22 protein-coding genes are annotated in these 25,549 nt (G+C 61.0%); 16 read left to right on the top strand and 6 right to left on the bottom strand.

All coding sequences use genetic code 11. From position 1 onward, the window contains the following. Positions 1-26: 26 nt before the first annotated feature. From L6758_RS02750 to L6758_RS02735, 4 genes are all read left to right on the top strand, one after another. Positions 27-833, top strand: coding sequence for an SDR family oxidoreductase (locus tag L6758_RS02750; RefSeq protein WP_237205336.1), 807 nt, complete (start codon positions 27-29; stop codon positions 831-833). Positions 834-957: 124 nt separating this feature from the next. Then, entirely contained in the window at positions 958-1,779 is an 822-nt protein-coding gene (locus L6758_RS02745) for a hypothetical protein (RefSeq protein WP_237205335.1), read from the top strand. Between the two features lie 158 nt (positions 1,780-1,937). After that, positions 1,938-2,609, top strand: coding sequence for an NADPH-dependent F420 reductase (locus L6758_RS02740; protein WP_237194012.1), 672 nt, complete (start codon positions 1,938-1,940; stop codon positions 2,607-2,609). Between the two features lie 98 nt (positions 2,610-2,707). Beyond that, on the top strand, positions 2,708-3,430 hold the full coding sequence (locus L6758_RS02735; RefSeq protein ID WP_237211788.1) for a sirohydrochlorin chelatase: 723 nt from the start codon (positions 2,708-2,710) through the stop codon (positions 3,428-3,430). On the opposite strand, the gene pdxY is transcribed toward L6758_RS02735, so the two are convergent. Beyond that, the gene (gene pdxY, locus L6758_RS02730) at positions 3,420-4,274 is read right to left on the bottom strand and encodes a pyridoxal kinase PdxY (protein WP_237199399.1); all 855 of its coding nucleotides are present in this window, start codon (positions 4,272-4,274) and stop codon (positions 3,420-3,422) included. The two genes, L6758_RS02735 and pdxY, sit on opposite strands and share 11 nt — an antisense overlap. Before the next feature lie 263 nt (positions 4,275-4,537). On the opposite strand from pdxY, the gene L6758_RS02725 reads away from it, so the two are divergent. From L6758_RS02725 to L6758_RS02705, 5 genes are read left to right on the top strand one after another with little or no spacing between them, the layout of a single operon-like run. After that, positions 4,538-5,338 (top strand): phosphoadenylyl-sulfate reductase, encoded by an 801-nt coding sequence (locus L6758_RS02725; protein WP_237205333.1) that lies wholly within the window; start codon positions 4,538-4,540, stop codon positions 5,336-5,338. After that, positions 5,320-6,249 carry a sulfate adenylyltransferase subunit CysD gene (cysD, locus tag L6758_RS02720; protein WP_237186148.1) on the top strand — a complete coding sequence of 310 codons (930 nt, stop codon included), beginning with the start codon at positions 5,320-5,322 and terminating at the stop codon, positions 6,247-6,249. Before L6758_RS02725 ends, cysD begins: the two co-directional genes overlap by 19 nt. Before the next feature lies 1 nt (position 6,250). Then, a complete protein-coding gene (locus tag L6758_RS02715; protein WP_237205332.1) occupies positions 6,251-7,546 on the top strand; it encodes a sulfate adenylyltransferase subunit 1 in 1,296 nt (431 codons plus the stop codon). Positions 7,547-7,571: 25 nt separating this feature from the next. Continuing rightward, positions 7,572-8,519 carry a sulfite exporter TauE/SafE family protein gene (locus tag L6758_RS02710; RefSeq protein ID WP_237205331.1) on the top strand — a complete coding sequence of 316 codons (948 nt, stop codon included), beginning with the start codon at positions 7,572-7,574 and terminating at the stop codon, positions 8,517-8,519. A 5-nt stretch (positions 8,520-8,524) separates the two neighbouring features. Next, the gene (locus tag L6758_RS02705; RefSeq protein WP_237205330.1) at positions 8,525-10,258 is read left to right on the top strand and encodes a nitrite/sulfite reductase; all 1,734 of its coding nucleotides are present in this window, start codon (positions 8,525-8,527) and stop codon (positions 10,256-10,258) included. A gap of 70 nt (positions 10,259-10,328) precedes the next feature. Here the strand turns inward: L6758_RS02705 and L6758_RS02700 are convergent, their stop codons facing one another. From L6758_RS02700 to nirB, 3 genes are all read right to left on the bottom strand, one after another. Further along, positions 10,329-11,231: a type IV toxin-antitoxin system AbiEi family antitoxin domain-containing protein gene (locus L6758_RS02700; RefSeq protein ID WP_237205329.1), complete on the bottom strand. Its 903-nt coding sequence runs from the start codon at positions 11,229-11,231 to the stop codon at positions 10,329-10,331. A 272-nt stretch (positions 11,232-11,503) separates the two neighbouring features. Beyond that, positions 11,504-12,397: a uroporphyrinogen-III C-methyltransferase gene (gene cobA, locus L6758_RS02695; protein WP_237205328.1), complete on the bottom strand. Its 894-nt coding sequence runs from the start codon at positions 12,395-12,397 to the stop codon at positions 11,504-11,506. 272 nt (positions 12,398-12,669) lie between these two features. Further along, positions 12,670-15,333: a nitrite reductase large subunit NirB gene (gene nirB / locus L6758_RS02690; protein WP_237205327.1), complete on the bottom strand. Its 2,664-nt coding sequence runs from the start codon at positions 15,331-15,333 to the stop codon at positions 12,670-12,672. A gap of 129 nt (positions 15,334-15,462) precedes the next feature. On the opposite strand from nirB, the gene nirD reads away from it, so the two are divergent. Beyond that, positions 15,463-15,795, top strand: coding sequence for a nitrite reductase small subunit NirD (gene nirD, locus L6758_RS02685; RefSeq protein ID WP_237205326.1), 333 nt, complete (start codon positions 15,463-15,465; stop codon positions 15,793-15,795). Continuing rightward, on the top strand, positions 15,792-16,244 hold the full coding sequence (locus tag L6758_RS02680; RefSeq protein WP_237205325.1) for a precorrin-2 dehydrogenase/sirohydrochlorin ferrochelatase family protein: 453 nt from the start codon (positions 15,792-15,794) through the stop codon (positions 16,242-16,244). The genes nirD and L6758_RS02680 overlap by 4 nt, the downstream gene beginning before the upstream one ends. Here L6758_RS02680 and L6758_RS02675 read toward each other — a convergent pair. Further along, on the bottom strand, positions 16,241-16,942 hold the full coding sequence (locus tag L6758_RS02675) for a GNAT family N-acetyltransferase (protein WP_237205324.1): 702 nt from the start codon (positions 16,940-16,942) through the stop codon (positions 16,241-16,243). The two genes, L6758_RS02680 and L6758_RS02675, sit on opposite strands and share 4 nt — an antisense overlap. Before the next feature lie 875 nt (positions 16,943-17,817). Here L6758_RS02675 and L6758_RS02670 point away from each other — a divergent pair. From L6758_RS02670 to ndk, 5 genes are all read left to right on the top strand, one after another. Continuing rightward, on the top strand, positions 17,818-18,102 hold the full coding sequence (locus L6758_RS02670; protein ID WP_237193985.1) for a DUF559 domain-containing protein: 285 nt from the start codon (positions 17,818-17,820) through the stop codon (positions 18,100-18,102). A 719-nt stretch (positions 18,103-18,821) separates the two neighbouring features. Beyond that, positions 18,822-22,124, top strand: a complete 3,303-nt coding sequence (gene ileS / locus L6758_RS02665; protein WP_237205323.1) for an isoleucine--tRNA ligase — start codon at positions 18,822-18,824, stop codon at positions 22,122-22,124. Continuing rightward, positions 22,125-23,549 carry a bifunctional folylpolyglutamate synthase/dihydrofolate synthase gene (locus tag L6758_RS02660; RefSeq protein ID WP_237205322.1) on the top strand — a complete coding sequence of 475 codons (1,425 nt, stop codon included), beginning with the start codon at positions 22,125-22,127 and terminating at the stop codon, positions 23,547-23,549. 10 nt (positions 23,550-23,559) lie between these two features. Further along, on the top strand, positions 23,560-23,997 hold the full coding sequence (locus tag L6758_RS02655) for a DUF4233 domain-containing protein (RefSeq protein WP_237205361.1): 438 nt from the start codon (positions 23,560-23,562) through the stop codon (positions 23,995-23,997). Between the two features lie 58 nt (positions 23,998-24,055). Then, entirely contained in the window at positions 24,056-24,472 is a 417-nt protein-coding gene (gene ndk / locus L6758_RS02650; RefSeq protein WP_237186160.1) for a nucleoside-diphosphate kinase, read from the top strand. A gap of 80 nt (positions 24,473-24,552) precedes the next feature. Here the strand turns inward: ndk and L6758_RS02645 are convergent, their stop codons facing one another. After that, complete coding sequence (locus L6758_RS02645; protein ID WP_237205321.1) at positions 24,553-25,179, bottom strand: vitamin K epoxide reductase family protein; 627 nt, start codon at positions 25,177-25,179, stop codon at positions 24,553-24,555. Positions 25,180-25,549: the final 370 nt, after the last annotated feature.

The raw sequence follows: 25,549 nt of genomic DNA, 5'->3' as shown, positions 1-25,549 counted from the left end.
AATATGTTGCAGGTTAGGCTAGTGCTATGACTACTTCATCACTTCCCGCAAACCCTTTTGCCCCCGATGCCCAGGCCGGTAAGATCGCCGTGGTGACCGGTGCCTCCTCCGGCATTGGCCGGGCTACCGCCGAACTCATGGCCGCTACCGGCTGGACGGTCTACGCCGTGGCCCGCCGAGCCGACCGCCTTGCAAGCCTGGCCCAGGCAACCGGGGTTCGCCCGGTCGTCCTCGATATTACGGACGCCGGCGCGGTTGCCGACCGCGCCCAGGAAATTTTGGGCGAAACCGGCGGTCGTCTCGATGCCCTGGTCAATATCTCCGGCGGTGCTATTGGGGCTGATTCTGTGGCGAATGCCGACCCTGCTGGCTGGTCGGCCATGTTCGAGCTCAACGTGATTGGCACCCTCAATATGGTCAAAGCCTTCCTGCCAGCCCTGCGCGAGAACGGCCAGGGTACCGTTTTGAATCTGACCTCAACCGCAGCCGAAGCCGGCTATGAAGGGGGAGCAGGTTACAACGCCGCCAAGTTCGGTGAACGAGCCCTGACCGAGACCCTGCGCCTGGAAGAGGCCGAGCACAACGTGCGCGTGATTGAGGTACGCCCCGGCATGGTGCACACTGAAGAGTTCTCTCGCAATCGCCTGGGCTCGGATGAGGCTGCCGCTAAGGTCTACGCTGGCGTGGACAAGCCCCTGCTGGCTGAGGACGTTGCTCAGACCGTCACCTTCGCCGTGAACGTCCCCCACCACATCAACCTGGACCACATCACCATGCGACCGGTTGCCCAGGCTGCCCAGTACAAGGTGATTCGGCGGGCCGCAGCCTCATAGCCAGAGCGGGTAGAGGGCGGGGTGGGCCCGCGTCATCTTCTTGAAAACAGCTTGCCAGTATGCTTAGCATGAGAAGAGGGAGCCCACTACGGTAACCAACCATCAATCAAAGGAGATGATGACCGTGAAGCGCAACCCCCGCACCCGCCCCGCCCTCACCGACCGACCCGCCTGCTGGCGTCCTGCCCTCGGAATGCTGGCCCTCGCACCCCTCCTAGCCGCCTGCGCCGGTGGTGCTGAAGCTCCAGCGCAGGCGCCGGCTCAGACCTCTGCTCCCGTTTCTACCTCTGCGTCCGCACCGGTAAGCACTTCTACACCCTCAAGCTCCCCGGTAGCCTCCACACCTGAGGTCCTTGAAGACGCCTGCCTGGATCGCTGCACCCACTACGAAACCATTGACGTCACCCACCCCGCCCTTGGGCCGGTAGAGATCCGTACCTACGGGTGGGATATGAACCCGGGGTCGGCCCCCTCTCAGATGCAACTGGCCTACGCCGTATATCAGGACGGCCAGCCCATCGGCTTCTATGAGGGGCTGGGCAATGCCTACGCCTTCATTACTACGAACACCGTGATGGGCAATATGGCCTGGAATCTTGAGGACGGCACCAATATTGACCGCTACGGAAACATCTATCTAGCAACGGATAGGTCCGTGGTTGTCCTGGCACCCACCGACACCGGGTACAGCCAGGAGGGTACCCTGCCGTCCGCACCGGTGGAGAAACCCAGGTTCGAGATTCAGCCCTTCTTCGACGAGGCCGGTGAGCCCGCTGCCGGCCTACACCTCGATGCGGACGGGGAAGCCTACCTTGTTCTGGGGAAGGGCGACAGTGGAGAAGTACGGCAGGTCAGCATTACCGGGCCGCTAGGGGAAGAGGGCTCGACCGTCTACACCGGTTGCGCCAGCACTGAGCCCCGCTGCGGTTTCATTGTTGACCGCTAGGTTGTGATTGTGAGGCTGTTGGCTAAATTGTTCCCTTCGTTAGGGGCGGGGCTCCTCTTGTGTCGAATTAAGACGCGACCCAACCCCTTTTGTTGAAAATTAAGAGCGCGAGAGTAAAGTGAAAATAGTCAATAAATGAACTAAATAAGGGGTTTGAGATGACCACAGCAATCATTGGAACAGGGCGCATCGGTTCACAGGTCGCTCTTCGCCTGGCTCGCGGGGGAGAAGAGATACTGGTTGCGGCATCAGATCTCGAGTCGGCTCAGAAATCAGCCCAAGAACTGGGGCTAGGTATTCGGGCTGGTACCGTCGAACAGGTCATTGACGAGGCAGACACAGTTGTCTTCGCTACGATGTTCCCCGTTACTCAGCAGTTGCTACAGGAACACTCTTCACAGTTGGTGGACAAGGTCGTTGTTGACCCATCCAACAACTTCCGGGTTGCTGATGATGGCCGGGCGGTTTCCGCCAACCCAGAAGGGTCCTCAGCTGGCCAGCAAAACGCTGCCCTGCTTCCTCAGGGAGTTCATTTCGTCAAAGCGCTGGGAACCATGAGCGCGGCTAATCTGGGCAAAGAAACTACCGATAGCGGTGAAAAGGTTGCTCAACTGTTTGCAACGGACGACCCTGTAGCGCAAGAGCGCATTACCCACCTATTGCGTCTGGGTGGCTGGGAGCCCGTCAAGGCTGGCGGCTTGGACATTGCTTCCAGAATCGAGGTCGGTGGTGCCTGGCACGACCGCGGTGGACTGAGCGGACGGATTCTCAGCAAGGAGGAAGCGGAGAAACTGGTCAGCCAACCCCTTGCGGAGGAATCAGCACGATAAAAGCGGGAGAAACGCATCTGCCAGTCGATTGATTGTGCTGTACAGTGGGTGGGGTCAGCCCCACCCACTGTGCTGTGCAGGCAGCAGACTGGAGCCCCATGATTCACCTGGTCGCCACCTCCCACGGAACCGATAACCCCCAGGGCCGCGAAGCCGTCAACCTCATCCGTGAGCAGCTCACTGCCCTGATCGAGGCCCAGGCACCGGGAACCTACAGCGTGCATGAAGCCTACGTTGATGTGCAAGAACCCTCCCTGCCGCAGGTGCTGCAGGAGTTACCGTCCGGGGCTACCGCCGTCCTTCTGCCCCTGCTACTCTCACCGGGTTACCACACCGAACACGATATGAGGCAGGCAGCGGCAGACGCTAGCCACCTGACCACCGCAGTAGCCCGCGCCCTAGGCCCCTCAGCAGCCCTGGCTAAGCTGCAACGCCAGCGCCTCGAAGAGGCAGGCTGGGACGGCTACGACGATATCGCGCTGGCAGCAGCCGGTTCCTCCCGGGCGGACGGCCGTGAAGCCGTGCTCTATCAGGCAGAAGTTTTCAGCACCCTGCTCAGCCGGCAGGTGCCCTACGGTTTTGTTGCCGACATTGAACCCACTATCGAGCAGGCATGGGAAAGCAACCAGGCCGAATACATCTCAACCTATCTGCTGGCCCGCGGCTACTTCCACAGCAAACTCACCAAGGCTTACCAGGGCACAGAAAAGGCGGTCGTCGCCGAGCCGCTGGTGCTGCCCGGAGACGCCGCCTCCGCCGCGATAGTTGCTTCAGTTGCTTTTGAAAGAGCTACCGAAGCCCTCACCGCTCTTAGCGCTTAACCGCTACCGCCTCAAAGGTCTCAGCAGGCTCAACGTAGGCCTGCTGGGACTCAACCAGCTGCAGCTCCCGCTGACCCGAGGCCAGGGTATTCTTCAGCAGCTCATAGACACTGGCGGTGGTCAGCTCAAGGGCTTCCTTCAGGCTCTTGCCCGATGCGAAGTGGGAGGCAAAGAGAGCCTGGGTAACATCACCCGAGCCGTTGGCCTTCATCGGCAAGCGAGGAGTGGTGATTAACCAGGCTTCATCGCCCGAAACCGCCAGCATCTGGATTGAATCCTCCGGGGTTTCTGGGGTGTTCACACTGGTCACCAGCACAGTCTGGGGGCCAATCTTCTGGGCTGCGGCCACAGAATCAAGCACCTCATCGAGGGTCTGGGGGTCGGTGCCGGTCACAAAGCCCAGCTCAAACTGGTTGGGGGTAATGATGTCAGCGTGCTGAATCACGCGGTCACGAATCAGTTCCTGCACCTCGGGGGAGACGAAGCAGCCGCTGGTGGCATTACCCAGGACGGGGTCGCAGGAGTACAGGACGCCCGGGTTAGCAGCTCGGGCCTTGGCGACGGCATCGAGGATGGCATCACCGATGGAGGAGCCACCCTGATAGCCGGAAATCACCAGGGCGGTATCGGTCAGACCGCCGCGTTCCTCGATGCCGGTGACAATCTCGCGGACGTCGTCGCCCGAAATCAGCGGCCCACGCCAAGCACCGTAGCCGGTGTGGTTCGAGAACAGGACGGTGTTGACGGGCATGACCTCGTGGCCAAGACGCTGGAGGGGAAAAACGGCAGCTGAATTACCTACGTGGCCGTAAGCTACAGCGGACTGAATAGACAAAATACGCATAAACACCATTGTGGCACGCCCCGGGTCTACCTGCGGTACGCACGTTTCATTAGATGACAAGTAAGCCTGCAACCAGTGGTGCACAGTAGTGGGCTGCAAGGGCCTCAAGCAAACCTAGGGCCGTAAAAATTACCCCCGGTGAAGACCTATGACGTAAAAATGTCGCCCCGTGACCAGGCACCCGAAATAACTCGACCACCCCGCCCCCATAAGCCTAGACTTTCAAACAATTCGACCCTAAGAACTGTTATGAAAGGAGCGCTATGGAACCCTCACCCGTGAGCTTTAAAAACTTTGGTCTCGGCTCACCGGCCGCAGCGCTGGAAGATCCGGCTATCAGCCCGGAGGGCACGCCTGAGCCTGCTCAGCTCTCAGACGCCGAGAAAGAAGCCAACCGGCAACTCGTAGATCGCTATGCCGAAGCCCTCTACGATGCAAGTGCCGAGGAAATCCTGACCTGGGCCCACGAACACGTGACGGGCAAGCTGGTGGTAACCCTCTCCATGGAAAACACGGTGCTCGCCGAACTGGCTAGCCGCTACCTTCCTGACTCAGACTTCCTCTTTCTCGATACCGGCTACCACTTCCCCGAGACCCTGGACGTGGCCCAGCAGGTAGAGGAACGCTACCCCCAGAACCTGGTCAGAGCCAAGCCCCTGCTCACCGTGGGCCAGCAGGACGCCCGCTACGGCATCAACCTCTACGGCACCGATCCCGCAGCCTGCTGCCGCATGCGCAAGGTCGAGCCCCTGGTAGCGTCCATGGCCCCCTACACCGGCTGGATTACCGGCCTCCGCCGGGCAGATTCACCGCTTCGCGCCACCACCCCGGCACTGGATATAGACCCCAACGGCAGACTCAAGATCTCGCCCCTGGTCACCTGGAGCCTTGAAGATACCGACCGGTACATCGACGAAAAGAACCTCATCGTTCACCCCCTGACCAAGGCAGGCTACCCCTCAATCGGCTGCGCCCCCTGCACCGCCAAGGTTGAAGCCGGCCAGGACCCCCGCAGCGGACGCTGGGCCGGGTTCACCAAGACAGAATGCGGACTACACACATGAGCACCACAACAACAGAAACCCTTTCACCCCACCTCAAAGACCTAGAAAACGAGTCAATCCACATCCTGCGCGAAGTAGCCGGGCAATTCGACAAGGTCGCCCTGCTCTTCTCAGGCGGTAAAGACTCCGTTGTCGTCTACGAACTAGCCCGCCGCGCCTTCGCACCGGCACCCGTGCCCTTTGAACTGCTGCACGTAGATACCGGCCACAACTTCCCTGAAGTTATCGACTTCCGCGACCGCCTGGTGGAGCGCACCGGCGCCCGCCTGCGCGTGGCCAAAGTCCAGGACTGGATCGACCGGGGAGAACTCCAGGAGCGCCCCGACGGCACCCGCAACCCCCTGCAGACCGTCCCCCTGGTCGAAACCATCGAAGAGCAGGGCTACGACGCGGTTCTTGGTGGTGCTCGCCGCGATGAGGAACGCGCCCGCGCCAAAGAGCGCATCTTCTCGGTACGCGACGCCTTCGGCGGCTGGGACCCCCGCCGCCAGCGCCCCGAGCTGTGGAACCTCTACAACGGCGGCCACCTGCCCGGCGAGAACATCCGCGTTTTCCCCATCTCCAACTGGACCGAAGCCGACATCTGGGAATACATCGGAGCCCGCGCAATCGAGCTTCCCCCCATCTATTTCTCCCACGAGCGCGAAGTCTTCAACCGCGACGGCATGTGGCTGACCGCAGGGGAGTGGGGTGGGCCCACCAAGGGCGAACCCCTTGAAACCCGCCGGGTACGCTACCGTACCGTCGGCGATATGAGCTGCACCGGCGCCGTCCTGTCTGAAGCCAGCACGGTACAGGACATTATCACCGAAATCTCCACCTCAACCCTGACCGAACGCGGTGCAACCCGCGCGGACGACCGCCTAAGCGAATCCGCCATGGAAGACCGCAAGAAGGAAGGTTATTTCTAAAATGACCCTGCTCACCCACCCCACCGATATCGAGACAGCAAGCGGGGCACCGGCGTCCGCCCAGCTTGCAACCCGTCAGACCCTGCGCCTGTGCACCGCCGGAAGCGTCGACGACGGCAAATCAACCTTCGTGGGCCGCCTGCTCCACGACACTAAGAGTGTGCTGGCCGACCAGCTCTCAGCGGTCGAGCGCACCAGCCGCGAGCGCGGCCACGACGGCCTTGACCTATCGCTCCTAGTTGATGGTCTGCGCGCAGAACGCGAACAGGGCATCACCATCGACGTGGCCTACCGTTATTTCTCAACCGCCGAGCGCACCTTCATTCTGGCTGATACCCCGGGTCACGTGCAGTACACCCGCAATACCGTGACCGGTGTTTCAACCTCCCAGGTTGTGGTGCTCTTAGTGGACGCCCGCCACGGCGTAGTGACCCAGACCCGCCGCCACCTGACGGTTGCAGCCCTGCTGGGTGTGCGCCAGGTAGTCCTGGCTGTGAACAAGATTGACCTGGTGGATTACTCCCAGGACGTCTTTGAGCAGATTCGCGAGGACTTTACGGCTCTGGCGCAGGAGAAGGGGGTCTCCGAGGTTACCGTCATCCCCATTAGTGCGCTGAAGGGGGATAACGTGGTGGAGCCCTCCGAAAACACCCCCTGGTACACAGGCCCGACCGTGCTTGGCTACCTAGAAACCGTGGACGTCACCGACGCTACCTCTGAGCTGGGTCTGCGCCTACCGATCCAGTATGTAATCCGTCCCCAGGGCACCGACTACCGGGGCTACGCTGGCCGTATTACCGCCGGGCACCTGGCTGTTGGTGATACCGTGCACCTGGGGCAGGGGCGCACCAGCACCGTCACCCATATCGACTCCGCAGACGGGGAAGTCGCTACTGCCGCCACCGGTGATTCCATCGTGGTGCGCCTGGCAGACGACATCGACCTATCCCGCGGTGACCTCATCGCGGGAACCGACCGCCCCGAGGGGAGCCGGGAACTCACCGCCACCCTGGTAGGGCTAGCCGACACCCCGCTACGCCCCGGCGCCAAGGTAAAACTCCGCTACGGAACCTCCCTGGTACGAGCTCGATTGGTCTCCATCGACTCCCTGCTCGACATCGATACCAACCAGGAACACCCCGGCGAAGCCATCGAACTGAACGACATCGCTACCGTCACCCTACAACTAGCAGAAGACCTACCCGTCGAACCCTACAGCGGGCGCGGCCTGGTAGGCTCCCTCCTGCTCATCAACCAGGCCGACGGCAACACCCTAGCCGCAGGCCTCGTCCGCTAGAGCCCCACACAGAACGAATACCACCATGAACAAACTACTTCTCATCGCCCTGGGCGGTCTGCTCGCCCAACTGGTCGACGGCAGCCTCGGCATGGGCTTCGGAGCTACCTCAACCACCCTGCTCCTTGCCCTTGCAGCGATGAACCCGGCCAGCGCGTCCGCAGTTGTTCATGTGGCAGAACTCGGAACCACCCTGGCATCGGGCATGAGCCACTGGCGATTTAACAATATCGACTGGAAGGTCGTACTACGCCTGGGCCTGCCCGGGGCGGTAGGGGCCTTTGCCGGAGCCACCCTGCTTTCCAACCTCTCCCTGGCAACAGCGAAACCGGTGATGGCAACCATTCTGACTCTCATCGGCATCAACCTGGTTCTGCGCTTCTCAACCGGACGCAGAACCGCCCGGGGCACCGGCGCCCCCGCCACCCCCCGGACCCTCGGCTTCCTAGGGCTCTTCGGAGGGTTCGTGGACGCCGCCGGTGGGGGAGGCTGGGGACCGGTCACCAGCTCCACCCTGATGAGCATCGGCAAAACCGAACCCCGCCGCATCGTAGGTACCGTCAATACCGCTGAATTTCTGGTCACCCTAGCAGCAAGCCTTGGCTTCGTACTGGGCATGTGGCAGGACCTCACCGAACACCTCCTTGCCGTCCTCGCCCTGTTGGCCGGTGGCGTCCTCGCCGCCCCCGTTGCCGCCTGGCTGGTCACCCGCATCAACCCCACCGCCCTCGGAGGCTTTGTGGGCACCTGCCTGGTCGTCACCCACCTGCCCTACCTCATCGGGCTGATTCCAGCGCTCGCCCCCTATAGCCTGCCACTGACCCTGGCAACTGCCCTGACCGGGCTGGCTCTGAGCACCCGCGGGGTACTGCGAAGCCGCCAGCTCGCACCACACCGTCCCACCGGCTACCAGGAAACCGTTTCACCCTCACTTCACACTCTCGCAACCAGCACCACACGCACGAAAGACTAGAACCCATGGCAAAGACCCTCACTGCCCGGCCTGACCAAGCAGACGCCCCGGCCCGTCGCAAACCCGTCTCCAAAAAACCCAACGGCCAGTGGAAAATCGACGGAAAGACACCGCTCAACGCCAACGAAGAATTCAAGCTAGCCGACGATGGCTTGCACGTGCGCGAGCGGATTATCGACACATACTCCAAGGAAGGCTTCGACTCCATCGACTCGGACGACCTGCACGGCCGCTTCCGCTGGTGGGGCCTCTACACCCAGCGCAAACAGGGCATCGACGGCGGACGCACCGCCACCCTAAGCCCCGAAGAGCTAGAAGATCAGTACTTCATGCTGCGCGTTCGCATCGACTCAGGCCAGCTCACCACCGAGCAGACCCGCGTGATCGGTGAAATATCTCGGGATTTTGCTCGCGACACCGCAGATGTGACCGACCGCCAGAACGTACAGCTACACTGGGTGCAGGTAGAAGATGTGCCCGAGATCTGGCGCCGCCTGGCTGAGGTCAATCTTGATACCACCGAGGCCTGCGGCGACGTCGGTCGTGTCATTCTGGGCTCACCCCTAGCCGGTATCGCAGCTGACGAACTGATCGACCCCACCCCGGTCATTCGTGAAATTAAAGAGAAGTACATCGGCGACCCAGCCTTCTCGAACCTACCGCGTAAGTTCAAAACCTGCTTCACCGGTCACCCCAGCCAGGACGTCGTCCACGAGATTAACGACGTAGCTTTCGTGGGCGTAACCCACCCCGACCTGGGAGTCGGCTATGACCTCTGGGTCGGAGGGGGCCTGTCTACCAACCCCAAACTAGCCGAACGCCTGGGCGTTTTCGTCACCCAGGACCAGGCCGTTGAGGTCTGGAAGGGCGTTATCTCCATCTTCCGTGACTACGGCTACCGCCGCCTGCGCAACAAGGCCCGCCTGAAGTTCCTGGTCGCTGACTGGGGTGTTGAAAAGTTCCGGCAGGTACTCGAAGAAGAGTACCTAGGCTACGCTCTGCCCGACGGCCCTGCCCCCGAGACCCCCGCCATCACCGGCGACCACGTAGGAGTACACGCGCAGAAGGACGGTAAGTTCTACATCGGTCTGACCCCCACCGTGGGGCGCATTAGCGGCACCCAGCTCATCGACCTGGCCAACCTGGTTGAGAAGTACGGCTCTTCGCGTCTACGCACTACCCCCTACCAGAAGCTGGTCGTGCTTGACATCGAAGAAGATGATGTTGAGCCCTTCATCACCGAAGCCGAGAAGCTGGGCTTCTACGCGCGTCCGTCCGTCTTCCGCCGCTCCACCATCGCCTGCACCGGCATCGAGTATTGCAAGCTGGCTATCGTGGCGACCAAGTCCACTGCCGCCCGCGTCATCGATAACCTCGAAGAGCGCATGGCCGATGTGGCCGACCAGCTCCCTGCCCGCCTGACCCTGCACATCAACGGCTGCCCCAACTCCTGCGCCCGTATTCAGACCGCAGATATCGGGCTGAAGGGGCAGATCATTACCACCGATGACGGCCGCCAGGTACCCGGCTTCCAGGTTCACCTTGGCGGCGGGCTGGCTGACTACCAGAATGACGCAGCCGGCACCCTCGGGCGTACCGTGCGCGGGCTCAAAGTTGAAGCTGACCTGCTTGAGGACTACCTTGAGCGCCTGATTCGCAGCTACCTGGCTGAACGTGCAGATTCAAGTCAGAGCTTTGCCTGCTGGGCGATGGAGGCGGACGAGCAACAGCTGGTCTAGAGCTAGTCTTTCGACGCGTCCGCCGGTTTTCTACTTCTAAAGCGTGGAAAACCAGCGGACGCGTCGAAGTTTATAGGTAGACACCGGCGGACGCGAAGGCCCACCTCAGCTTGTCTGCCAGCTCTTGCGGGCGGTAGACCACCTCATGCCAATTGGTGCGCACCACGTTATACCCCCTAGCCCGGAGCCAGGCTTCTCGTTCGTTTTGCTGACCAAATACCTGCTCACGGTTCGCGCCCGCGTATTTGATGTTGCCGTCGAACTCCACAATGATCATGTACTCCGGCCACATAAAATCAGGCCGGTAGCGCCGTCCGCCGCCCTCAACCCACACCTGCTGTTGGCAGGGCGGAAAGCCAAACTCGTCTAAGAAATAGACCACCAGGCTCTCCCCAGCAGATTCCGACAACGGGTTGACCAAGTCAGCTAACCTATGCAGACGACTGCTTGCGCGACCGCTGGCCTGACGCAACTGTGCCGTAAGGTCGGGGTAGAGAACCCCGGTGCGAAGCGAACTATCGGCCAGCACGAGCGCATGACGTAGGTCGAGAACCCTGCACGAATCAACTACAGTCTGAAGCGCAGATGTCACGGGGATACCCGCTAGCCTGTGGGGCTTGCTGGTCAGCCCGTGCACGGTCACGCCAGGGGACGAATGAGCCCTGGAACGCGGCGCCGCAACGTGGATGCGCTCTGGCACCGCCAACTGGGCAAAACCGTAGAGAGCTGCGGCGCTGAGATGCGAAAAGACTGTTCGGTCGCCCATGACTTTAGAATGGGCAACTAATTGAGCTAGATACCGTTCGCTCGGTAGGAATGAAGACCAGCTCTGAGTCGGTACGTAGACGCCGCGGCGGATTCTAACGATGTCGCCTCGGGAAACTTTTTGGCTCAGGGCATGACGGGTGAAGCCGCGCAGCTCCAAATCTTGGGTTGTCTGAACTAAAGGGTGAATATCGTGCAGGCTTTTCATATATCTAGACTGCACCGAGTATGGCTTTCCTACCGGCAGTCCTGAAAATCTGTGGATAACTCTGCCCTTGAACCGGTCTCAGGAAAGGTTTTGAGGGGCCTTCAGGTCGTGCAGGCGTCATATATTGTGAGGTGTGGAGGGCCTGAACAACCTGTCCGGACCACCCCCCCGGGGGCGCGTCCGTCCGAATTTTTAGTACCTCGCAGAAACTTCGACGCGCCCGCCGGTTTTCGACGTTTCACGCGTGGAAAACCGGCGGACGCATCGAATGCCTAGTGAGTCTCAAAGGCCCGAGCCATCACTTCATCTCGGCGGGGCCCGGCAACCGCGCACACCTCGCCCAGGGTAATCACGGCAGGCGGCTTCACCTCGGCCAGGGTTTCAAGGCAGTCGCCCAAGGTCGCGTAGATCTCGCGCTGGTTGGGGCGGAAACCGTCCTGAACCGCAATCAGGGGTAAGGACGCCGGTACCCCGCGCTCACGCAGACCGGCAACGGTGTGGGGTAGGGACTTCACGCCCATGAGCAGGGAAACCGTACCACCATCCTTGAGCAGGCCAGCGAGCTGATCCAGCTCTGAGCCGCTCAGAGGGGCATGCCCAGATACCACCGTGAACATGTGGGAGACGCCGCGTAAGGTGATAGGAACTCCTGCAAGAGCGGGCAGGGCAATCGAGGACGTAACCCCCGAATAGACCGTCACCGGTATACCGGCCTGCTCACAGACATAGAGTTCTTCAGCGCCCCGTCCGAAGACGTAGGGGTCACCCCCCTTGAGGCGGGCTACGGTGCGCCCGGCTTGGGCATATTCGACCATGAGCCGGTCAATCTCACGCTGGGGAACCCGGTGCTTTCCAGGAATCTTTCCCACATCGATAATTTCCGCTTTGGGAGCCCAGCGGGGCAGGTCCTGGTGAGGGGCCAGGTGATCAAGCAGGACGACGTCCGCCCGGCTCAGAGCCTCAAGGGCATGGCGGGTCATCAGCCCAGGATCTCCGGGACCTGCTCCTATGAGATAGACCCTACCGACGTGCTGTGGGGCCGGTTCGCTATCCACAAGCAGTAGCGCAGAGAGGCCCCTGCTGCCCAGGGCAGACGTCACAGCCCGCCGCCAGTCAGCAATCTCATTGGGCTGCTCGGCACAGATGACCACCAGAGAGGGAGACATTTCTATAGCAGAGGGGAGTAGCTCGGGGGAGTAGACACTCTTCATCTGAGCAGCCGTCTGATACTTTGGGGCAACCTGGCTCACCCGCCCTGAGGCTCCGCAGACCAGCACAGAGGCGCTGGTTATATCAAGATCAGCGAACACCCTTCTTCCTCTCCCTAGAAAACTCGCTACCCTTCATCCTCACATGTGGAAGGCGGCTTTACCCACTTGCATGACCTCGCATGAACCGGCAAAAAACACGCCTTCATACGAGGTCACACAGTCATCATCTAACCGGCAAACACCGGCAAGCTAGCTCCGGCAATCAGCACTTTCTCACCGGCGTCCTGATCTTCAAAAGCACCATCGGCCTCGGCCGCAGCTATCTCTGCCTCGCTAGCCGGGCGAATCTGATCGCGCTCCAGCACATACATGCGGTCACCTGCCGAATTAGCCTCAGGTTCATTGACAAAAGCCCTAAAGCGGCGCAGGCGTTTCTCGTCGCGCAGGGTTGCGGCCCACTCGTCCTCATAGTGGTCAATGTGGTACTGCATATCGGCATCGAGCTGTTCACAAATGCCCAGCTTGTCGTCGATAATCACCTCGCGTAGGTGCTCGATAGCGTCGCCAAACTTTTCATCGAGGTCCTCAGCCCAGCGGGCGGTGCGCTGGAGCTTATCCGCGGTACGGATGTAGTACATCAGGTAACGGTCAATATAACGGTAGGCGGTTTGCTGGTCGAGATCCTGCGCAAACAGGCGGCCGTGGGCGGGGTTAGCGCCGCCGTTGCCGGCAAAGTAGAGGTTCCAGCCGTTCGTGGTGGCAATAAGACCCACGTCTTTGCCCTGGGCTTCTGCGCACTCACGGTTACAGCCAGACACTGCCACCTTGAACTTGTGGGGAGAACGCAAACCCTTGTAGCGGTTTTCCGTATCAATTGCCATAGCCACCGAATCGCGCATACCGAACCTGCACCAGGCAGAACCAATGCAGGACTTCACGTTACGCAAGGACTTACCGTAGGCCTGGCCCGACTCAAAGCCCGCATCGACCAAGCGCTGCCAGATTTCGGGTAGCTGCTCTAGACGGGCACCGTACATGCCGATACGCTGGGCGCCGTTAATCTTGGTGTAGAGCCCATAGTCAGCTGCCACCTGGGCGATAACCGCCAGCTTCTGCGGGGTAATTTCGCCACCGGGGATTCGGGGAATCACACCGTAGGTGCCGTCCTTCTGCATGTTAGCCAGGTTGCGGTCGTTGGTGTCCTGCAGGGCGCCGCGGCCGCCGTCCAGGGCGTAGGACTTGCGGGTCGATGCAAGGATGGACGCCACGGTCGGCTTACAGATGGCACAGCCGTCGGTACCCCGCCCAAAGCGCTTGAGCACGGAGTAGAAATCATCGAGGTCGCCCACAGCGTAGACAGCCTGGAAGAGCTCGGCACGCGAGAGGTCAAAGTGCTCGCACAGGGCTTTCGAGACCGTCAGCCCCAGTTTCTTCATGGTCTGTTCTAGGGTCTTTTGGATCATGGGTACGCACGAGCCGCACTGGGTCCCGGCGGTTGTCTCAGCCTTGACCGCTCCCACATCGTGCGCGCCGCCCTTTACTGCTTCCCGCACTGCACCGAAGCAGATATTGTTGCAGGAGCACAGCACTGCGTCGTCGGGCAGTTCTGTATCGGGCACGCCATCCCCGCTTCCTGCAGCGGTGAGAAAGGCGGACGGCTCCGCGGGCAGCTCCCTGCCTAGCAGCGGCTTCAGCGAATCGTAGGGGGCGGTATCACCCACGAAGACGCCACCGAGCAGGGTCTTCGCATCGGCGGTTGTCACAATCTTCTGATACAGGCCGCGGGCCGGATCAGCAAACATAATCTCTAGACAGTTATCGGTCACCCCGCGACGGTCACCAAAACCGGCTACTTCCAGACCCGAAAACTTGAGTTTGGTGGCGATATCGAAGCTCTCTACCTCTTCATGACCACCGGTGAGATTAGTTGCCACAGCTTCAGCCATCTGATTCGCCGGAGCCACCAGGCCCCAGGTGCGGCCCAGCACGCAGGCTACTTCACCGATAGCCCAAATATGGGGGTCTTCCGACTGGCAGCTGGGGGAGACCACGAGGCCGCCGCGCTCGCCCACCTGCAAACCGGCGTCCCGGGCTAACTGGTCATTGGGGCGGATGCCGGCAGCCATCATGACCAGGTCAGCATCGAGCTGGTGCACATCGGCTTCATCACCCATACCGATTGCCACCGACACCGAGATAACCTCACCGGCGGAATCCTTGTTAATGGTTGAGATAAAAGCACCGGTTTCAACCGCGATTCCCGCCTCGCGAATTGCGGCGTTGACCGCGAAACCGCCACCCTGGTCTACCTCAATCGATAGCAGCCAGGGAGCCACATCGAGAATGGTGGGGTCAGCTCCTACATCTCGCAGGCCCTCTGCGGCCTCAAGCCCCAGCAGGCCGCCACCGACCACGATAGCGCGAGGGCGGCGTCCTAGCTTTTCCGTTAGACGGGCAACCTCTGCAACCACCGTTTGCACATCATCGATGGTGCGGAAGACGTGGGCGCTGTCGGAGCCAGGAATGGGAATCTTGACCGCCGATGAGCCGGTAGCAAGAATCAGTTCATCGTAGGGGTAGGTCTGACCGTCGGTTGCGCTGACCGTGCGGTTCTTGCGGTCGATGGCGGTTGCGCTCACACCATTGACGAGGGTGACGTGGGGACTGTTCCAGAGTTCGGGGTCGCCGAGGGTGAGGTCGCGGGCGGTGTCGTGAAAAATCTTCTCTAGCGCTACACGGTCATAGGGCAGGTGTTTCTCGGCGTTGAGCACGGTAAGGTGGGAGGCAGCGGAGTCCTTGTCGAGGAAGGCCTTGGCAAATCTCCAGGCTGCGGGCCCACCTCCAATCACCAGAACGGAACGTTGGCTGGAGGTAGCGGGGGTGTGGGACATGGGAGCCTCCCTGGTGTGGGTTCAAGCCGGTTTAATGCGTATTTATAATGCTAATATTAGCTTAAAGACAGGGTAAACAAGGTAAACCCACGCAAACGCACGACGTACAGTAAGAAAATGGAGGGCACCGTGACAGCACAGTGGCACCGAATCTGCACCAAGAACGACCTGGAGCCCAACTGGGGTGAAGCGGCCCTAATTGATGGGCAGCAGTATGCGGTCTTTCGTGCCGCAGACGATTCTATTTTCGTCACCAGCCACAGGGACCCTGCCTCTGGGGCCCTGGTGATTGCCCGCGGCATTCTGGGAGAGAAGGGCGGCGAGCCCACCGTGACATCCCCTCTCTATAAAGAGGTCTATTCCCTCATCAGCGGCGAGTGCCTCTCTGGAGCTGACTACCGTCTGCCTGTGTACCCCGTAGAAGTGCGCGACGGTGACATCTGGGCGGAGCTCACCGCGTGAATCAGCGGCTGCCGGTAGCCCTTGATTTGCGCGGACGCCGGGTTCTGGTGGTCGGGGCGGGGCAGGTCGCTGCCCGGAAGGTGAGCCCCCTCATCGAGGCTGGGGCTCAGGTTGAGGTGGTGGCTCCTTCTCTCGACTCCCACATGGAGAACCTGCTGGCTGAAGGGAGCCTTGTTGCCCACCGGCGTCCTTTTGCTCCCGAAGATCTTGCCGGTGCCTGGCTGGTCTACGCGCTCACGGACTCACCGGATCTCAATGCACGGGTCGCTGAGCTTTGCGAAGGGCGAGGCATCTGGTGCCTAGTGGGCGGGGCATCGCAGGAATCTCCAGTCTGGTCGCTGGCCCACCGCAGGCAGGGCGATGAACTGGTGGCTGTTTCTGGCGGGGGTAACCCGCGGCGAGCGCTTGCCCTGCTCAACCGCATCGCCGGGGTGCTGGGCTGGGACTAGTCCAGGTGCAGGGTCATATCGTGCCAGATCGCCCCGCCGTGGGCTGATTCTGAGACCCCGTCAAGCTCAAAGCCGAGTTTTTCATAGAAGCCAATCAGCTCCTTCTTGCATGTAAGAATCACCCCTGTTCGCTCCTGCTCTCGGGCCTGTTCGATGAGCTTTTCTGTCAGGGCGGACGCGTACCCCCGGCCCCGGTGGGCAGGGCGGGTGTTGATGCCAAACACCGTCTGATAGGCCCCGTGCCGAGTATGGGCCTGGGGGCTCTCGTAGAGGTCATCGAAGATAACGGGGGAGTCTGTCACCAGTCCGTCGATAAAGGCAACAACTTCGCCGTCAGCTTCAAGCACCCAGAAATGCTCCCCAAAAACCTCAAACCTGGCCCGCAGGTCACTCTCACTCGCTGCTTCAGCCGCCGGGAAGCACTCAGCCTCAATGGCTGCCAGGGCGGGCAGGTCTTCCTGCTGTGCCTGGCGAATCTCAACACGGGCGTCCTGCTGGCTGGCGGCTGCCGCGCCAAGCTCCGCTAGAGGCTGCCCGCCCACACCCCAATCGGTACGCGGCACCTCGTTAAGAATCACCCACACCGAGCTTTCCTTGGCACCCATCACCCGGGCATAGGTGCGGGTGAGTTCAGCAATCAGCTCGGCCTTCTTCTCATCAGACTGAGTAGATGCGTACGAGACATTAATGAGGGGCATGGCGTTCTCCTGGGTGGTGTTTGAACCCAAGTCTAGCGGCGTATCAGGGGCGTGTTCATCTTGAGCGTCCACCAGACTCTCGCAGTGCTTAGGTCTCAAATGGGCGGTGCAAGATTCTTGTGGACACTTAGCTCAGCTGCGTCATACTGCGTCACGGCTGCACCGTTTTAAACGCGCTCGCCGTGCACTGGTGCGCAAAGCGCTATCCACAGGAAGTGCCTTTCTAGCGAAATCTGCCCGGATCAGCGCACAATCTGACCATGAAATCTCCAGAAGAAATAGCAATGGCCGTACAGACCACACAGCAACTATCCGTACGAGGTATAAACAAGGACGCCCTCGCTCGCGCGGTCGCTCGCGGCGAGTACCAGCGGCTTGGCTACGGAAGCTATATGGAAAGTGGTTTCCACTCTCAGCTTTACCCTAGTCAGCAGTATCTTGCCCGTGTCATCGGGTATGGCAGAAGCAGGCTCAAAACCTCGGTGTTATCCCACCATTCAGCGGCAGCGGTACACGGTATGTGGCTACTCCATATACCGACTGCTATCCATACAGTGGGGCAGGCACACGGCACCCCTTCACCACGGGTTGTGCGGCATAGAAACAACCGGTACGAAATCGAGAAAAGTTTGGGTGTAGATGTAACCGCACCGCTCGATACGGTTCTTCACTGTATGAGGGTGATGAAATTCGAAGAGGCGCTTGTGCTTGCGGATAGTTCTTTGCGGAAGATTGAGCACCAAAAACTGACCCAGGCCTTACGGGGGCTCTCTGGCCGTGGTTCCGTGCAGGCTCGCATAATTGCAGATATCGTAAGCCCTCTCAGCGAGTCGCCTGGGGAGAGTTTGCTGCGGCTTTTCTTGATGAGGTGTGGTTTGCCTCGGCCTGTTGAGCAGCACGTGATTGGGGTATATGGGCAGCAGTTCAGGGTAGATTTTGCCTGGCCAGATTTCAAGATCATCGTTGAGTTTGATGGGCAGATTAAATACACCCAGTTTGGTGAGCGTGAGGACGTTTTTGGGCGGCAGAACGAACGTGAGGCTCTCTTACGGGGGCAGGGGTGGGATGTGGTTCGAGTAGCGTGGGACGAGCTCACCCGGCGTCCGCACGAGCTCAAAATCAAGATGGAGCGAGCTTTCAACCGTGCCCGCCGCCTCTAAGGTCCACCAGACTCTCGGAGCGTCCACCAGGGGAATAAGCACTTCGAGAGTCTGATGGACGCTCGTGGAATAGGGGAAGTATGCGGACGCCGCCCGCAGGTAGGTGCGACCTGAAGTTGAGCACAGGGGCGGGGACAAGAATTGTAATTTAGGTTCCCCTGCTCACCCTGCCAGCTGGCGGTAATCCGCTATCTTGGGGCGGGGCGTCCGCACCTGTACTACATCTTGTGCTCACACGCCTGTAATTCACACCCCGCCCCGGCGGGCGCCTGCCAGAAAAGCTAAAAACCCGTTAGACAGCTACCGCCCCTGCCCCTAAAATGGGTAACAGTTGCAATGACCCGGCCATCACCGGCGAGCAATCCGGAAGAACAGGCTGTACCTGCACACCCCCGTAATTCGTTGCGACGAGGGGAGTGCGCGGAATAGATATAGCCCCAGTAGACCCGGACGGGTAAGCCCGAAACAGCTGTCATGAAGCGACTGATAACCGGTTCGACCCTGCGCTGGGCGCAACCTACCTCATCTCACGAGACGGTAGGCTGCCCCGGCGCAGACCCATACCCGCCCGCACTTTTTAGTGCGGCCCGGGGTGGGGTCGGACCGGTTGACGTAAGCAAGGTGGTACCGCGCAGGTTCCCCACCCGTCGAGCGGACGGGGGAGGGCAGGCGTCCTTGCACCCCAAGTACTAGGCAGACAAGAACCTAAGGGCGCAACCATGACCAACAAGCCTGTTTACCCCAAGGCAAGCGCAAGCGGAGCCAGTTTTGTGGCCGCTTCCCCCTCTTTCCCCGCACTTGAAGAAGCAGTGCTGGACTACTGGAAGAATGACGGAACCTTCCAGGCATCCATCGATAACCGCGACGCCGGTGAGAACGGCGCTAACGAGTTCGTCTTCAACGACGGCCCTCCCTTTGCTAACGGCCTGCCCCACTACGGCCACCTGCTGACCGGCTACGTCAAGGACCTGGTCGCCCGCTACCAGACCCAGCGCGGCCACAAGGTTGAGCGCCGTTTCGGCTGGGACACCCACGGCCTGCCCGCAGAGCTTGAAGCCATGAAGCAGCTGGGCATGACCGATAAGCAGCAGATCATCGAGATGGGCATCGACAACTTCAACGACGCTGCCCGCGCCTCGGTGCTCAAGTACACCAAGGAATGGGAAGAGTACGTTACCCGCCAGGCCCGCTGGGTGGACTTCGAGAACGACTACAAGACCCTGAACGTGGAGTACATGGAGTCCGTTATTTGGGCCTTCAAGCAGCTGCACGATAAGGGTCTGACCTACGAGGGCTTCCGCGTGCTGCCCTACTGCTGGAAGGACGAAACCCCGCTCTCGAACCACGAGCTGCGTATGGACGATGACGTCTACAAGGAGCGTCAGGACCCGTCCGTCACCGTGGCTTTCCGCATCACCGACGACGCCACCCTGGCCAAGCACCCCGAGGTTGCCGCCGAACTGGCCGGTGTTGAAGCCCTGGCCTGGACCACCACCCCCTGGACCCTACCCACCAACCAGGCTCTGGCCGCTGGCCCCGAAATCAGCTACGTTGTTGTGCCCGGCGCCGGTGAGCTAGAAGGACGCCGCTTCCTGCTGGCTGCCGACCTGCTGGGCGAGTACGCCAAGGACCTGGGCTACGGGGATGCCGAAAAGCCCGCGGACGCCGCCCGCGAGGCCGTCCTTGCCACCTACACCGGCACCCAGCTCGAAGGTGTGCGCTACGCACCCCTGTGGGACTACTTCACCGACGCAGAAAAGTTCGGCACCGAGAAGGCCTGGCAGATTCTGGTCGCCGACTACGTGACCACCACCGACGGTACCGGTCTGGTCCACCAGGCCCCCGCCTACGGTGAGGATGACCAGAAGGTCTGTGAGGGTTACGGTATCCCCGTGATTCTGTCCATCGATGAGGGCGCCAAGTTCCTGGACCTCTTCGCCGACTCCACCCTAGCTGAGGGCGCCCCCCTGGCTGAGATTGCCGGTGTCCAGATCTTTGATGCTAACCGAACCATCATCAACACTCTCAAGGCTGACGGGGCACTGATCCGCGAGAAGTCCTACGTTCACTCCTACCCCCACTGCTGGCGCTGCCGTACCCCCCTGGTCTACCGCGCCATCACCTCCTGGTACGTGCGTGTGACCGACTTCAAGGGCCGCATGAGCGAGCTGAACGAGGACATCAACTGGATTCCCGAGAACGTCAAGCACGGCCAGTTCGGCAAGTGGGTTGAGAACGCCCGCGACTGGTCTATCTCGCGTAACCGCTTCTGGGGATCCCCGATCCCGGTCTGGGTCTCTGACGACCCCAACTACCCCCGCACCGACGTCTACGGCTCCCTGGCTGAGCTCGAAGCCGACTTCGGCCGCCTGCCCCTGAACAAGGACGGCGAAGTCGACCTGCACCGCCCCTATATCGACGAGCTGACCCGACCCAACCCGGACGACCCCACCGGCAAGTCCACCATGCGCCGCGTGGAGGACGTGCTGGACGTCTGGTTCGACTCCGGCTCCATGCCCTTCGCCCAGTTCCACTACCCCTTCGAAAACAAGGAGTGGTTCGAGGCCCACTACCCGGCAGACTTCATCGTTGAGTACATCGGTCAGACTCGCGGCTGGTTCTACACCATGCACATTCTGGCCACCGCCCTCTTCGACCGCACCGCCTTTGAGAACGTCATTGCCCACGGCATCGTTCTGGGCTCGGATGGCCAGAAGATGTCTAAGTCCCTGCGCAACTACCCCGATGTCTCCGAGGTTTTGGACCGCGACGGTTCGGACGCCATGCGCTGGTTCCTCATGTCCTCTCCGATTCTGCGCGGCGGTAACCTGATCGTGACCGAGCAGGGCATCCGTGAGGGCGTCCGCCAGGTCATGCTGCCCCTGTGGAACGTCTACCACTTCTTTGCCCTCTACACCAACGCCGCAAACGGTGGGGCAGGCTACGAGGCTAAGCTGGTTACCGAGGCCGAGCATGTGATGGACCGCTTTATCCTGGGTAAGACCCGTCAGCTGGTTGCCGAGGTTACCGAGGCCATGGACGCCTACGATGTATCTGCCGCCTGCGAGGCCCTGCGCACCTACACCGACGCCCTGACCAACTGGTATGTGCGCCGCTCCCGCGAGCGTTTCTTCAACGAAGACGCCGCGGCCTTCGACGTGCTCTACACCGCCCTGGTGACCTTCGTGAAGATGGCGGCCCCCCTGCTGCCTTTGACCACCGAAGAAATCTACCGTGGCCTGACCGGGGAGCGTTCGGTTCACCTGACCGATTTGCCCTCACCTGCGGATTTCAAGGACGAGGCTGAGCTGCTGGCCCTGATGGAGACCACCCGTGCTGTCGCTTCTGCCGGTTCTGCCCTGCGTAAGGCCCACAAGCTGCGCGTGCGCCAGCCCCTGGCTGCCCTGACCGTGGCGGTTGCCGGTGGCAAGGACCTCGCCGGTACCTTCGAATCGATCATCGCTGATGAGCTCAACATCAAGGCGGTTGAGCTTCTGGACGCTGCCGAGGTGGCTCCTGCTGACTTCGGTATCTCCCAGCAGCTCAAGGTCAATGCCCGCGCCGCAGGCCCCCGTCTGGGCAAGCAGGTGCAGGTTGCCATCAAGGCTTCTAAGAGCGGGGACTGGAAGGTCACCGAGGACGGCACCGTTGTGGTGGGTGCCGACAACATGGCTCTGGAGCCGGGCGAGTACGAGCTTGAAACCGTGGTCGCAGAAACCGACGGCGCTGCAGAGCGCGCCGTCTCGGTTCTGCCCGGTGGTGGCTTCCTGGTACTCGACACCACCCTCACCGACGATCTGCGCGCCGAGGGTACTGCCCGCGACGCCGTCCGCGCCATCCAGTCTGAGCGCAAGGACGCTGGCCTGAACGTCTCAGACCGCATCGAGCTGACCATCACTGCCCCCGCCGCTGACCTCGAAGCTATCAAGAAGCACGAGGAACTGGTGGCCGGTGAGACCCTGGCTGTGGCCGTGACCTACCTCGAGGGCGCTGAATTCTCAGCGACCGTGAAGAAGGCATAAATGACCAAGGACAACATGGAGCTTGACCCCGTGTTTGCCGAGATTGCTGCCGAGGGCGCTCGCGCTGACGACGCCCTCGGCGTAGCCTCGGTCTACGCCGACCTGCTGGCTCGTGCCCCCGAGCACAAGATGGCCCCCCGCCTTGACGCGATGACCCGCGCCGTGGAAATTCTGGGCGAGCCCAACAAGGCAGCCCCGGTCATCCACATCACCGGCACCAACGGCAAAACCTCAACCGCCCGCATGATTGAGCGCCTGCTCATGGCGCACGATATCCGTGTGGGCCGCTACACCAGCCCCCATATTTCCAAGGTCACCGAGCGGATCTCGATTGACGGGGCACCCGTAGCGGACTCCACCTTTGTGCGTATCTGGGGCGAGATTCAGCCCTACCTGCAGATTGTGGACGCTGAGCTTGAGGCAGCCGGTGCCCCCCGCATCACCTACTTTGAAGCCCTCACCATCCTGGCTTTTGCGATTTTCGCCGATGAGCCGGTGGACGTGATGGTGCTTGAGGTGGGTATTGGGGGCTCCTGGGACGCCACCAACGTCGCTGACGCTACCGTATCGGTGGTTACCCCCATTGGCCTGGACCACACCGACATGCTGGGGGAGACCCTCGCCGAAATTGCCGGTGAGAAGGCAGGGATTATTAAGGACGGCGGCTTCCTGGTTTCTGCCGCCCAGGACCCGTCCGCCGCCCAGGTGCTCCTGGAGGCTGCCCGTGCTCGCAACGCCGATTACCGCTTTGAGGGCCTTGAGTTCAAGGTCCTAGAGCGTACCGCCGGAGTGGGTGGCCAGCTGATGACCGTACAGGGTCTTGCCGGCCACTATGAAGATTTAGCCCTGCCCCTCTTCGGCGCCCACCAGGCCCAAAACGCCTCGGTTGCCCTTGCCGCAGTTGAAGCCTTCCTTGGCGGTGGCCAGAAGGAACTCAACCTTGACCTGGTCAAACAGGCCTTTGGCGAGGTGCGCTCGCCGGGCCGCCTAGAGGTAGCCCGCACCGAGCCGCCCGTGGTGCTTGATGCCGCCCACAACCCCCATGGGGTCACTGCTTCGGCAGCGGCCTTTAAGGAGTCCTTCAGCTTTGAAGAACTGCACCTGGTGGTGGGTATCCTGGGTGAAAAGGACGCCGCGACCATGCTGAACCTGCTCTTTGACGAGTACGTTGATCGGGCAGAGTGGCGCACGGTACTGCACCTGACCAAGTCAGACTCTCCGCGTGCCATTGCCCCGGAAGAGCTAGCTGAATTGGCCCTCAACGCTGGTTTTGATGAAGACGCCATCGAGATCTACGAGAACATTCCCGATGCTCTGTCCGCAGCGGTGACGGCTGCAGCCGATGTGCCCAACCTGAACTCCGCGGTACTGGTCACCGGCTCCATCACCGTGGTGGGCGAAGCTAGCACCCTGCTCGGACTGTAAAGGAGAGATGATGGCGAGAATGACGCGCGCCCAGCGCGAATGGCGCCCGGGCCAGCCGAAAAAGCAGCGCTCTATCAAGGTCATGTTTACCTCGATGGTGCTCTCACTCGAAGCCCTGGTTGCCTTCTTTGCAACCCTGGCCATCTTTGGCCACCACTTCAACGACCCCACCTGGGTCAAGGTAGTCATTTGGGTACTGGGTCTAGCTCTGGTAGCGGCCCTGCTAGTCACCCCGGCCTTCCTGAAGAAGCCCTGGGGCTACCACCTGGGCTACGGTCTGCAGGCTGCCCTGATTCTGGTTGGTTTTGCCCTGCCCTCCATGTTCTTTGTGGGAGCGGCTTTTGCTGTGGCCTACTGGTACGGGGTGACGCGCGGTGCCCGCCTGGACGCCGAGAACGCCGTCCGCGCCAAAGAGCAGGAGGAATGGGAGAAGGCTAACCCCGCCTAGCGGGGTGTCTGGTAGGGTAAGGGTGAAAACTCACCCTGACCTATCAAAGGAGATTGTCATGACCGAGCGTACCCTGATTCTGGTCAAGCCCGACGGTGTGGAGCGTAACCTCACCGGCCAGGTGCTGGCCCGTTTTGAGCGTAAGGGCTACCGCATCGCTGAGTTGAAGATGCTGGTTCCCTCCCGTGAGCTGCTTGAGCAGCACTATGCGGAACACGAGGGCAAGCCCTTCTACGAGCCCCTGGTGTCTTACATGGGCTCAGGCCCCGTGGTTGCTCTCGTGCTTGAGGGCAACGGCGTGCTTGAGGGCGCCCGTACCCTCATGGGATCTTCTAACCCCACCACCGCTGCCCCCGGAACCATCCGTGGCGACTTTGGCCGTGACTGGGGCGAGAGTGTGCAGAAGAACCTGGTGCACGGTTCAGATTCAGCAGAGTCAGCAGACCGCGAAATCGCGCTCTGGTTCGGTGCCTAAAAAGACCTGCCGCTCAGCAGAGTAAAAAAGGCCGGGGCCCTCGTACTGAGGGCCCCGGCCTTTTGCTGTGGGGGAGGGGGTTAGAACATCCCCATAATCACATCGAAGAAGCGGATGAAGATAATGCCGAAGAGCAAGATGTAGACCAGGATGATAGAGAACCAGGTCCAGTTGGGGGCTGCCCGACGGATGCTCTCAGAAGCTGGGATGACTCCGGCGTGGATATTGCGGGTGGTGACCTTCACGAAAATTGCGGTCTGCATAATCCACACGATCATGCAGAAGAGGCAGAGGGCGTTGATGTCGAAGGTGGTGTTATACCAGAGCCAGAGCACAAAGGCCATGGCCAGGGTATGGCCCACCTGCATGGCTACCCAGTACCAGCGGGCGAAGGACGCCCCGGCAATCAGGGCGGTGGAGATAGCCAGCACGATAGCGTAACCGGCGATACCGATAAAGGGGTTGGGGAAGCCAAAGGCTTCTGCCTGCCAGGTACGCATGACGGTGCCGCAGTTGAGCAGGGCGTTGATATCGCAGACCGACCGGTGGGCGCCGTCCATGTAAATCTGCAGGCGCTCGTAGACCAGCATGGCGGCGGCTCCGAAGGCCAGCAGGCCGGGAATGAGGGTGAACCAGCCGAGCCTGCGATCAAGCTGGGCCTGGCTGATACCGCTCTCAGTATCGGGGGTGTTCACGGGGGTAGACACAGTGAATCCTTAGGCTGTATAAAACTTTCTTTCCCCATACTACGGGGCAGGCTCCAAGCCTGCCCGGTTTTGCGGGGTTGGGGCAGGTTTTCTTTACTAAGTTCCCAGATAAGGACGCCCGGGGCGAGCTGGTTTTGGCAGGGCGGCCCGGTGCGGGGTGAGTTCGGTTCTAGATGGGGTGAAAAGAGCCCGGGTGTGAGAGAATGGGTGTGGTAGTGTGCCGCCCGCACGCGGTGGCACTACCCAGCAGGCACCCCGAAACGGCCGGTGACGCACTGCCCACCCGCAGGCGTCCTTACCGTCAAGCCCCAGCAAGTGCAGCCCTAGCGCTGCCTCGGGTTGTTGCCGCTGGCCCGGTTCCCCTCGGCAT

This window comes from Rothia nasimurium, from assembly GCF_928382285.1.
Taxonomy (GTDB): Bacteria; Actinomycetota; Actinomycetes; order Actinomycetales; family Micrococcaceae; genus Rothia; species Rothia nasimurium_E.
This window is presented reverse-complemented; position numbering and strand designations above follow the sequence as displayed.